The organism is Candidatus Arsenophonus triatominarum (assembly GCF_001640365.1).
GTDB classification, from domain to species: Bacteria; Pseudomonadota; Gammaproteobacteria; order Enterobacterales; family Enterobacteriaceae; genus Arsenophonus; species Arsenophonus triatominarum.
On record NZ_LWMI01000014.1, the window covers coordinates 169863 to 180779 of the forward strand.

Annotated in this window: 8 protein-coding genes and 3 pseudogenes; 4 read left to right on the top strand and 7 right to left on the bottom strand. The window is 37.8% G+C overall.

Annotated elements, in window-relative coordinates; translation table 11 throughout:
- The first annotated feature begins 26 nt into the window (after nt 1-26).
- The 3 genes from AYJ55_RS13400 (at nt 27) to AYJ55_RS33225 (ending at nt 1679) form a co-directional block, all read left to right on the top strand.
- The gene (locus AYJ55_RS13400) at nt 27-800 is read left to right on the top strand and encodes a transposase family protein (RefSeq protein WP_063656901.1); all 774 of its coding nucleotides are present in this window, start codon (nt 27-29) and stop codon (nt 798-800) included.
- A 241-nt stretch (nt 801-1041) separates the two neighbouring features.
- A complete protein-coding gene (locus AYJ55_RS33220) occupies nt 1042-1260 on the top strand; it encodes an FAD-binding oxidoreductase (RefSeq protein ID WP_245677376.1) in 219 nt (72 codons plus the stop codon).
- Nucleotides 1261-1292: 32 nt separating this feature from the next.
- Entirely contained in the window at nt 1293-1679 is a 387-nt protein-coding gene (locus AYJ55_RS33225; RefSeq protein ID WP_074168060.1) for an NO-inducible flavohemoprotein, read from the top strand.
- A 109-nt stretch (nt 1680-1788) separates the two neighbouring features.
- Here the strand turns inward: AYJ55_RS33225 and glnB are convergent, their stop codons facing one another.
- The 7 genes and pseudogenes from glnB to AYJ55_RS29080 all read right to left on the bottom strand — a co-directional run bounded on the left by glnB (nt 1789) and on the right by AYJ55_RS29080 (nt 9745).
- Nucleotides 1789-2127, bottom strand: coding sequence for a nitrogen regulatory protein P-II (glnB, locus tag AYJ55_RS13410; protein WP_063656903.1), 339 nt, complete (start codon nt 2125-2127; stop codon nt 1789-1791).
- A 12-nt stretch (nt 2128-2139) separates the two neighbouring features.
- Nucleotides 2140-3765 carry an NAD+ synthase gene (locus tag AYJ55_RS13415; protein ID WP_063656904.1) on the bottom strand — a complete coding sequence of 542 codons (1626 nt, stop codon included), beginning with the start codon at nt 3763-3765 and terminating at the stop codon, nt 2140-2142.
- Nucleotides 3766-3794: 29 nt separating this feature from the next.
- Complete coding sequence (gene glrR / locus AYJ55_RS13420) at nt 3795-5132, bottom strand: two-component system response regulator GlrR (protein WP_063656905.1); 1338 nt, start codon at nt 5130-5132, stop codon at nt 3795-3797.
- The gene (gene qseG, locus AYJ55_RS13425; RefSeq protein ID WP_187153266.1) at nt 5129-5929 is read right to left on the bottom strand and encodes a two-component system QseEF-associated lipoprotein QseG; all 801 of its coding nucleotides are present in this window, start codon (nt 5927-5929) and stop codon (nt 5129-5131) included. The genes glrR and qseG overlap by 4 nt, the downstream gene beginning before the upstream one ends.
- Nucleotides 5930-5973: 44 nt before the next feature.
- Complete coding sequence (locus AYJ55_RS13430) at nt 5974-7413, bottom strand: sensor histidine kinase (protein WP_063656906.1); 1440 nt, start codon at nt 7411-7413, stop codon at nt 5974-5976.
- A 1221-nt stretch (nt 7414-8634) separates the two neighbouring features.
- A pseudogene (locus AYJ55_RS36075) lies at nt 8635-8772 on the bottom strand (IS701 family transposase); the annotation flags it as partial.
- A pseudogene (locus tag AYJ55_RS29080) lies at nt 8715-9745 on the bottom strand (IS481 family transposase). The pseudogenes AYJ55_RS36075 and AYJ55_RS29080, both read right to left, overlap by 58 nt.
- A gap of 275 nt (nt 9746-10020) precedes the next feature.
- On the opposite strand from AYJ55_RS29080, the pseudogene AYJ55_RS13440 reads away from it, so the two are divergent.
- Nucleotides 10021-10862 (top strand): annotated as a pseudogene (locus AYJ55_RS13440) (IS982 family transposase).
- Nucleotides 10863-10917: the final 55 nt, after the last annotated feature.

Consider the following 10917-nt stretch of genomic DNA (forward strand, 5'->3'; position numbering starts at 1 on the left):
TTTAACTTAGAAAATAACGGTTTGAAATGATCAACAAAGAGCGGTTGTTACGAGATAATCGTTTATGTAAAGCAATCATTGGATTATCAGTCGAAGAATTGAAAAATTTAGCCGCTGAATTTTCAGCTTGTTATTTGATTTATCGGAAAAAGAATCGAAAAGATCACGAGCGGCAGATGGGTGCAGGGCAGAAAGGATTTATCCCAACCCCATTAGATAAACTGCTTTTTATTTTATTGTATTTAAAATGTTATCCGACCTATGATTTGCAAGGACTTCTTTTTGGTTTAGATAGAACACGGGTATGTCGCTGGGTAAAAATATTATTGCCGGTTTTAGAGATGACCTTGGGGCGCGAATGTGTTTTGCCCGCTCGTCAAATTCGCTCTGCTGAGGAATTTTTTCGCGCCTTTCCTGGAGTTAAAGACGTCTTTATTGATGGGACAGAGCGACCTGTCCAAAAGCCTAAGAATCTGCGTCGGCGAAAAAAAATGTATTCGGGAAAGAAAAGACAGACCACTCGAAAAGGGCTTATTATGACTGACGAAACGAGGAAAATTGGATTTATCCCCATGATCAAAAATGGGCGCCGTCACGATAAACGCTTACTCGATAAAGTCGATATAATTCGCCATATTCCCCCTGAGGTAACCATCTGGGCCGATACCGGTTTTCAAGGTATAGATAAACAGCATCCTAATACACAAATCCCAAAAAAAGGAACTCGAAAAAGACCTTTATCGCCTGAACAAAAACAAGAAAATAAAATAATCTCGGGCATCCATCCGTATTACGGTTGAACACGCCATCGCGGGTATCAAGCGCCTCGGTTGTATGACCCAAATTTTACGGAATCGTAGACCCTTTATTGATGATACCTTTTTACTCCTTAGTGCCGGTCTTTGGAATTTCCATCTCAGAACAGCCTAAAATTTACTTCAATCACCGAAATACCCTTATTTCACTATTAAGCAACACGCTTAATTTATTCCAGAAGATGGTAATGAAGTAGTCGATTTTCTCCCTGGACAATATTTAACTATTTACCTACAGGATAATGAAAAACTCACTAATCAACAAATTCGGCAATATTCATTAACCAATGCACCTAATGGCAAAAGTTATTGTATCGCTGTAAAACGTGAAGAAAGAGGAAGTGTGTCAAACTATCTTCATAATGAGATAAAAGAAGGTGACATAGCCAAACTGGCACCACCCTGCGGTGATTTTTTCTCGCCGTTAATGCCGATACACCAGTAACACTAATTTCAGCCGGTGTAGGCTTAACGCCGATGATAAATATGTTGAAAAAGCTACATCAGCAACAACATAAAGCACCACTGAATTGGCTACACGCGACAGAGCATGGTGGACATCACGCCTTTGCTAATGAAGTAAAAAATAAATTAACCGATTTTATTCATGGCTTCAGTGCCGTTTGGTATAACAATCCACGAGAGCAAGACAGACCACAAGAACAGTACCAATACCAAGGGCTAATGGAGCTGTCAAAAGTAAAAGAGCAGCTTAATCTTAAAAATATGCATTATTACTTCTGTGGTCCAGTCAACTTTATGAAATTTATTGCCAAACAGTTGCTCGCCATGGGAGTAAATACCAGTCACATCCACTATGAGTGTTTTGGACCACATAAAGTTATTGAGGGAAATGAACAATAATAATTAAAACCCTCACTAAAACCAGGGTAAGTGGTAACAGGTGGAACAAAAAGTTACAGATTCCATATCAACTCCTTTGTAACTTTCAACCATCTGTTACCCTTAAAAATCAAATAGCCGCTTCATCCTGCTCGCCGGTTCGAATACGGATCACATGAGCAATATCATAAACAAAAATTTTGCCATCACCAATTTTTCCCGTTTGTGCCGTCTGTATTATCGTTTCAATACAACGGTCAACAATATCGTCCGGAACAACAATTTCAATTTTTACTTTAGGCAAAAAATCAACCATATATTCAGCACCACGATAAAGTTCTGTATGACCTTTTTGGCGTCCAAATCCTTTTACTTCCGTCACTGTCATTCCGGTTATGCCGACATCTGCTAAAGCTTCTCTTACATCATCCAGCTTGAAAGGTTTGATAATTGCATCAATTTTTTTCATCAAATTATCCTATTATCGCCAGTTTTTATGACCAAAAGCCGAAGTAATTGGGTAACGCCTATCCTTGTTGAAATTTCGCATTGTAACGCGCGGACCTATCGGTGCCTGACGCCGTTTATATTCATTAATATCAACTAATTTGATCACTTTACGAACTGTTACTTCATCAAATCCAACCGCAACTAATTCACTGACCGATTTATCCTGTTCAACATAACCTTCCAGGATCGCATCCAACACCGGATAAAGGGGTAAATTATCCTGATCGAGCTGCCCTGGCGCTAGCTCAGCAGAAGGCGGACGTTCGATCACGCGCTGAGGGATGATTGGTGAAATCGTATTTCGATACTTTGCTAGCTCAAATACTAACATCTTTGGTACATCTTTAAGCACCGCAAAACCGCCGGCCATATCACCATAAAGAGTGGTACAACCAACGGCGGACTCACTTTTGTTACTGGTCGTTAATACTAAACGGCCACGCTTATTCGATATTGCCATCAGAATGATAGCCCGACAGCGAGCCTGCAAATTTTCTTCGGTTGTGTCGGGCGCCATGCCTGTAAATAATGGTGACAAACCTGCCATAAATGCATCATACATAGCTTCAATAGATATTATCGCAAATTCAATATCTAACAATGCTGCCTGCTCTTTGGCATCATGGATACTCATTTCAGCGGTATATTTGAAAGGCATCATTACTGCCTGAACTTTATCTTTACCTAAAGCATCTACTGCAATAGCCAAGGTTAAAGCTGAATCAATTCCGCCTGATAATCCCAAAATAACGCCAGAGAATCCATTTTTATTAATATAGTCACGGGTTGCCATGACTAATGCTTCATAAACCTGGGCTATCGGTGATAAAGTTTTTGCTAAATTAGTCACTGGCAGTGGTTCATCATCATTAAATTTACACTGGAGAACTTGCTCAGCAAACTGCGCTAAATAATGAGTTATCTCACCCTTACCATTAAATACTTTTGAGCCGCCATCAAAGATGAGCTCATCTTGCCCACCAACCTGGTTTAAATAGACAATTGGTAATTGTGTTCTTTGGCAGTGTGATTTTAATAATGTTGAACGAATATGCGGCTTTTCACGATTGTAAGGTGAAGCATTAATGATAATGAGGACATCAGCGCCTTGGGCTTTAATTGCATCAACTGGCTCATCAAACCAGACATCTTCACAAATTAAAAAACCTAACTTGTAACCTTTAAAAGGTATTACACAAGTTTCGTTAGCTGAATGAAAATAACGCTTTTCATCAAAAACACCATAATTAGGCAATTGTTGCTTAAAATATTGCGACACTAACTGCCCTTGCCAGAAAAATGACAATGCATTATAACATTTTTCGTTTTGCCACCATGGATGACCAACGACAATGGCGATATTTTGACTAGCATCTTTCAGACGATCAAGCTGTTTGCTACAGCGTTGGTAAAAATCCGGCCGAAAAAGTAAATCCTCGGGCGGATAGCCAGTTAAAGCTAATTCCGAAAACAGAATAAGATCTGCACCCTGTAACTGTTGAGCCTTAGCTTCCTGCAACATGCGTTCACAGTTGCCTTCAATATCACCTACCAGCCAATTTAATTGCGCTAGTGCAATATTCAGCGTTCGGTTCATAAAATTTCATTCTCCAGACATAATAAAAATTATTCTTTAAAATCATTAGCATCCAGTTTATGCCTGGCTAATAACTTATAAAACTCCGTTCGGTTTCGACCTGCCATACGCGCGGCATGGGTAACATTACCTTTTGTCATTTGTAACAATTTACGCAAATAATTAAGCTCAAATTGATTGCGAGCCTCAACAAAAGTAGGTAATGCAGTATTCTCGCCCTGCAACGCCTGAATAACTAATGCTTCACTAATAACCGGCGCGGTTGTTAATGCAACACACTGCTCAATAACATTCACTAATTGCCTTACATTACCCGGCCAGCTTGCCGCCATTAAACATTTCATTGCATCCCTCGATAGGCTACGCACAAAAGGTTTATGACGCTTTATTGATTCCCTTAACAAATGATTTGCTAATAAAGGGATATCCTCCGAACGCTCATTAAGGGTAGGAATTTTGATATTTACCACATTCAAACGGTAATAGAGATCTTCCCGAAATTCATTTTTTTCCATTGCCTTTGGTAAATCACGATGGGTCGCTGAAATAATTCGAACATCAATATCCAAATCACGGTTACTGCCTAAAGGCCGCACTTTACGTTCTTGCAAAACCCGCAATAGTTTCACTTGAAGAGACAAAGGCATATCACCAATTTCATCGAGAAATAGTGTCCCACCTTGCGCAGCGAGAAATAGGCCTTCACGATGTGTAACCGCACCGGTAAAAGCGCCCTTGGCATGACCAAACAGCTCCGATTCTAAAAGCTGCTCAGGTAAAGCCCCACAGTTAATTGCAATAAAGGGTTTTTTAGCTCTAGGACTAGCACGATGAATTGCTCGTGCCAACACTTCTTTACCAGTACCACTTTGCCCATTTATTAATACACTAACATCAGATTGCGCCACCATACGTGCTTGTTCTAATAAACGAAGCATTATCGGGCTACGAGTGACAATTTCCTCACTCCAATTTTCATCAGAAACGGAAATTGACATAGCCAAGGCTTCACCAATCGCTTTATAGAGGGCATCACGATCAACCGGTTTAGTGAGAAAACTCGATACCCCTCTTTGTGTTGCCGCTACCGCATCAGGGATTGAACCATGCGCCGTTAAAATAATGACTGGCATGCCTGGCTGCTGTTTCTGTATCTCCGCAAAAAGTACCATGCCATCCATTTCATCCATACACAAATCACTGATAACCAGATCAATTTTATCTTTTGTTAGAATTTTCAAGGCATCCAAACCATTTTCTGCGGTAACCACCTTAAATCCCTCACTAGTCAAACGCATACCCAATAATTTCAATAGACCGGGATCATCATCTACCAATAATAGATTGGCTGATTTATGCACTGTCATTGGGGATTTTCTCCGCTTTTATCAACCTGATGAAACTCTTTAATCACATCTGTCGTTTTCGTCTCTGCGCTATTTGCTGTTGAATTGGTACTGCTTTTATCCATTTTTCCACTTGAAACAGCTTGTTCCTGCTGTTTGCGTGAAGAAAGTTGTCGTTCAATATCGGTCAGATTTTCCAACTTACGTGAGACAATATTTAATTCATAGGTTAGATGAGCGTTTTGTTCAGCTAAACGATCCAGTTTATTATCGCTCTCTTGTTGTAAACGTAAATATTTAGCATTTGCTTCTTCAACATTAACAATCTGGATTTGCTTTTCACGCCATAATTCTAATAGTGGGCGAATAGGTGAAGGGAACTGCAAACTATAAATATTCAAATTATCAATCATTTTACGCCGGGCAGTGACGGTTGGTTCTGCAACATCGAGTAAAATACTATGCCGAAAAACATTTTGCCAATTAATTAAATGAATCGTTTTAGCCATCAAACCCGCCTGCTCTTTATTCAATCGATTAGCACAGTCAACTATTCTCAACCAGTAAAGCGGATTATCTGAAGCATTCTCACTATCTATATTCCATATTTTTTCACAAGTAACATAGCGATAATCTGTTATACGTTCTTCTATTGGTATCGATTCATTTATCATATCCAATGGTAATGGATGGTGATATTTACTACAAGCTATTAATAAAAAAGGTAAAAAAAGTGTTGTTAACTTTATTTTCCATTTAGTGGAAAAAAATCCCCCACAACTTAGCCTCGCAGATGCAATATGCCATGTTTTCCGCATTATCCCGGCGGCTATTAGGGTGTTGTAATTAGACCAATTTGGCATTATTCATACTCTGTGGTTAGTGGTAGCTCAATACGAAAACAGACATCAGCAAACTGACAATCAATAAGCAACAATTGACCATTCATTCTTTTAATACAATCTTGGGCAATACTTAATCCTAACCCGCTCCCTTTTACTGCCCCTTTACGCAATAAAGATCCTTGAAAAAAAGGTTCATAAATCATATTTTGTTCAGATTCTGGGATAGGTGTTCCTGTATTAGCGATATCGATTTGGAGTTTATCATCAGTTTCATTGCTTATTATCCAGATCTTACCCGATTCAGAACCGTAGTGCACTGCATTAGAATAGAGATTATCGATCACTCTTGCCAAACAAGTTGGCTCTGCACAACAATGAGTAATATTTAACTCAATTTCAGTTTGAATATTTTTGGCTCTAGCCGTTAGATTATGTGAGGAAACGATATTTGCCACTAACTTGGTTAAATCAATTTGCTGAATCTGTGCTGGCCCATCGGCTAACTGACGGTTATAGTCTAATAATTGCTCAATGAGTTGTTGTAAATGTTTACTACTATTATCCAAAATAGCGACAACCTCTCGTTGTTCTAAAGTCAAAGGTCCTGCTACTTCATCAGCTAATAGTTCAGCCCCTTCACGCATACTGGCTAAAGGTGTCTTTAATTCATGAGAAATATGACGTAAAAATTCATGCCGTTGTGATTCCAACCAACTAAGTCGCTCACTTAACCAAACAATACGCTGAGCTAATGAACGTAACTCACTAGGGCCCTTAAAACGTTCAAGTCTGGTGAAAAGTGTTCCTCCTGCCCCAAGATGATTAATCATCCGCTCAATAGCTTTAACCGGACCAATAATCATTCTAGTAAACAACACAACTAATAATACACTCAATAAAAACACAATTAGCGTTTGCCAACCAAAATATTGACCTTTTTCAGCAATTGCATTCTGCAATTGCGTACCACGTCCAAATACAACATCGCGTGTTAATTGTACTAACTGATTATTGGTAACCGAAAAACGTTCAAGTGCCGTCGCCATTGCCGGGATAGGTGAGTTATTTTCGCATTTTAAATCGGAGAGATCTTCCAGTAAGGTTTGAATAGTCGCGATTTGGTTTTTATCAGGCAAAATAGTCATTTGACGAGCTAGCATCTCACTATATTCTTGCCGTTTTTTCTTATATAGAGCAGCAAAAGTTTGATCGTTTAACACACAATATTGACGATAACTACGCTCCATTTCAAGCGCGGTACTCGTCATGATTTCACTGCGCCTCGCATCAAGCAAAGTGGTATGGTTGATATCAGCCGCTTGATTACTCAATTGATCTAAACTTTGATAGGCCTGGTATGCCAATATTAATAATGGCAAAAGAACCAATAAAAAAGCCATCACCACCAGTTGGCGTAGTGAACGCGGAAAAGAATGCCACTTATTCAAAGAAATCATCTCATTACCTATTCATACTATTATGGTAACAGAACTTATATTCGATAGTGAATTTGCCTGCCTATTTAATACACGAGTTTCGCACCAATAAAAAAACGCTCTATTTTTAAGTTTAATTCAGCATAATATATAAATAGACAAAATCTTATAAATTAAAAGCAACTTATTGTAATTTAAAAAATTTATACGTTTTAGTAACTTGCAAATTAACCATTGCTTTTAAGCCATTTCTGGAATTTTATATTCCTGTGCGAAACTCGTGTAATAAAAAATTTCTAATTTGATTGTTATGTGAAAAACAGTCTTTTAATCACCAAAATTGCGGGTAACATTATTAATTAATAAGGGAATAAGGCAAGGAGAGTAAATAATATTCATGCGCTTAAGCAGCAATAAATACTTTATTAAATAGTTCACTGCGCCCCACCGATATTGGCGAGGAGAGCAGCGAATTTTTAATAGATGGTGCCTCACTCCACGTGTCGCCCGATGTTTGATAAAGCTTGTTTATAAGCAAATATCATGCTGCTGGGACGGTAGGCACCTGACTTTTGGCATCATTCCTGGCTTATGTGGTGTGCATCCCTCTATATTGGGACCAACATAAAAAGTTGAATGAGCGACTGCCCAATATAATATGCACCTTATATGCCAACTTTTTAAAAGTTTCATTAAGTTATTGAAATTTAAAATAAAATAAAAATTTTAAGCATTTAAAATGGTTTTTCATTAAATTTAATGCCATGACTTTAATAAAAAGTGTCGCCTATTAGCGACATTTCATTGAGTGAATCAAATACTAACAAAAAATCATACAATTAAATGTCTCCAATTAGAGACAACTTATTTTTATCACTTAGCTAATTGACGACAGTTATAAGATTTAATAAGCAAATTCAAATAATTTTAATAATAATCAACATCAAATTTCAGCTAAATTTAGCTCATAATGAAATTCATTTTTACTTATTTTCAATCAACCGCGCAAAAACTACATTTTCACGAGTTTCGCACAGGCATATAAAATTCCAGAAATGGCTTAAAAGCAATGGTTAATTTGCAAGTTACTAAAACGTATAAATTTTTTAAATTACAATAAGTTGCTTTTAATTTATAAGATTTTGTCTATTTATATATTATGCTGAATTAAACTTAAAAATAGAGCGTTTTTTTATTGGTGCTAAACTCGTGATTTTATCTCCTCACGAGTTTAGCACAAACCTAAATTGGGTACGCTAATAAAACACGGATGCGCTCAGCAATAGCATTTTTGATTACATGCCAATTTTGTTGATAAATAGTTATTTTTTCAGATATACGGCGTTTATGTTGTTCAAACCACGCAGAAATAGCGAGAAAATATGTAAAGTTGCCATAGGAGTTCGACCGCAACACATTTTTCCTTGATGAGTGCGTTGGTTATTATATTCCGCTAACCATTTATCTAAATCAGCTTGTAATTCATCTAAAGCCCTATAGATTTTCTTACGAAAAGCCACCTGATAGAACTCTTGTAATACAGTTTTATGAAAGCGTTCACAAATCCCATTGGTTTGAAGTGAACGAGCTTTAGTTTTTGTATGATCAATATCATTGATAGCGAGATAAAGTTGATAATCGTGATGTTCAACTTTACCACAATACTCACTGCCTCTGTCCGTCAGTATACGTAACACCGGTAACCCATGCTGGGAATAAAAAGGGAGAACCTTGTCATTTAATAAATCTGCCGCCGTTATCGCGCTTTTTGTTGTGTAAAGCTTACAATGATTAAGTATCAATGTAAGTTTGTTGATAAACACGACCAACGCCTTTTAAATGACCGACATAAAAAGTATCTTGTGAACCCAGATAACCTGGATGCGCTGTTTCAATCTCACCACAGGCTTCATCATCTTGCGCTTTCTTTTCTAGAGCACTGATTTGTGATTCTGACAGGATAATTCCTTCTGTTGCGATTTTATCTTCAAGCGCTTTTAGGCGTTTTGTAAAATTTTCGAGATTATGGCGCAGCCAAATAGAGCGAACGCCACTCCCCGAAACAAAAATGCTTTTTTTTCTTAGTTCATTACTACTGCGGTGTTGACCGTGTGCAGGGACTCAACTACAGCGCTTTCAATCTGTTCGTCTACTCTATTTTTTACGCTAGGCACCCGTCGATTTTGATTAATTAAAGTGTCTATCCCACCATCGTTAACAAGTTCCTGGTAGCAATAAAACGTATCTCGGGATACCCCCATAATCTTACAGGCTTTTGAGACGTTATTAAGCTCTTCAGCGAGGTTAAGTAACCCGACTTTATGTTTGTGATAGGATTATTTGTTTGATACATAGAATTACCTTTTATTTAATCATCTAATGATGTTAATTAAAACCGGTAACGCTCTTTTTTAAATAAGAATTGTCAGATTAAGTTAAGACTAATACAGTTAATTTACTTTGGCATAATCTAACAACTGTTGAATCAATTCCTATTGATTATCGTATTTAACCTGAGTTCGGGATAAGAAATAAAGTGAAAGTCTTGCTATTCAAATAGTTGAATGCGCATATTTTATTAAAATACTCTAACAATCTGGTTAAAGAGTAGAGCATTGTTAAACAATTATGGAAAATCTTACTGAACTTTATTGCCTGATGGATGATTTTTGTAAAGACTTCGAGCCAAAAATGCATGAAATTTTGCTGAATAACGGTAGTAAGCGTCGTAGACGGTCTACTCAGCTTTCATTGGCTGAAATGATGACACTGGTTGTTTTGTTTCATCAACTCCGATTCAGCCAATTCAAGGTATTTTATCTCTATCATGTCCGTTTATATCTCAGGAAGGAATTTCCTAACTTGCCATCATATTCACGCTGCGTAGAGTTACTTCCGCGCAGTGCCTTAGCTTTAACGGCACTGTCGGTTGCCGATTCTACTCCGATAGCTGTGTGTGATAACTTACGGATCCGCCGGCATAAAGTCTTCGATGGGATAGCTGAACGAGGAAAAACCTCAACAGGTTGGTTCTTTGGTTTCAAACTTCATGTAATTATCAATCAATTGGGGGAAATACTCAGTTTTCGACTTACACCAGGAAACACAGATGATCGGAAACCATTGCCTGAGCTGATAAAAGATCTTTCTAGTTGTTTGTATGCGGATAAAGGGTATTTATCGGCTTCACTGAAACAGCAACTGAAAACAATGGGAATTAACCTTATAACGAATATCAAGAAGAAAATGAAGCCTGTTGAACAGACTTATTTCGACAAAGCCATCTTGCGTCATCGTTCTGTCATTGAAACGGTATTTGATGAGTTAAAAAATCTTTGTCAGATAGAGAGCATACGCGGCACCGCTCTCCTGCTAACTTTGTAGTGAATTTATTAGCCGGGCTGGTTGCATATTGTTTAATTCCATCTAAACCAAAGATACCTGTGGCAGGAACATATCTTCAAGCATAATTGATAATGCTTATCCCGAACTCAGGTTAATTAGCCATAGAGAAACATTTATATC

Bases quoted from the DNA above. Each gene is read 5' to 3' on its own strand.
- AYJ55_RS33225 (WP_074168060.1), top strand. From the start codon at position 1,293: ATGATAAATATGTTGAAAAAGCTACATCAGCAACAACATAAAGCACCA.
- AYJ55_RS13430 (WP_063656906.1), bottom strand. From the start codon at position 7,413: ATGATTTCTTTGAATAAGTGGCATTCTTTTCCGCGTTCACTACGCCAA.
- AYJ55_RS13415 (WP_063656904.1), bottom strand. From the start codon at position 3,765: ATGAACCGAACGCTGAATATTGCACTAGCGCAATTAAATTGGCTGGTA.
- glnB (WP_063656903.1), bottom strand. From the start codon at position 2,127: ATGAAAAAAATTGATGCAATTATCAAACCTTTCAAGCTGGATGATGTA.
- glrR (WP_063656905.1), bottom strand. From the start codon at position 5,132: ATGACAGTGCATAAATCAGCCAATCTATTATTGGTAGATGATGATCCC.
- qseG (WP_187153266.1), bottom strand. From the start codon at position 5,929: ATGCGGAAAACATGGCATATTGCATCTGCGAGGCTAAGTTGTGGGGGA.
- AYJ55_RS13400 (WP_063656901.1), top strand. From the start codon at position 27: ATGATCAACAAAGAGCGGTTGTTACGAGATAATCGTTTATGTAAAGCA.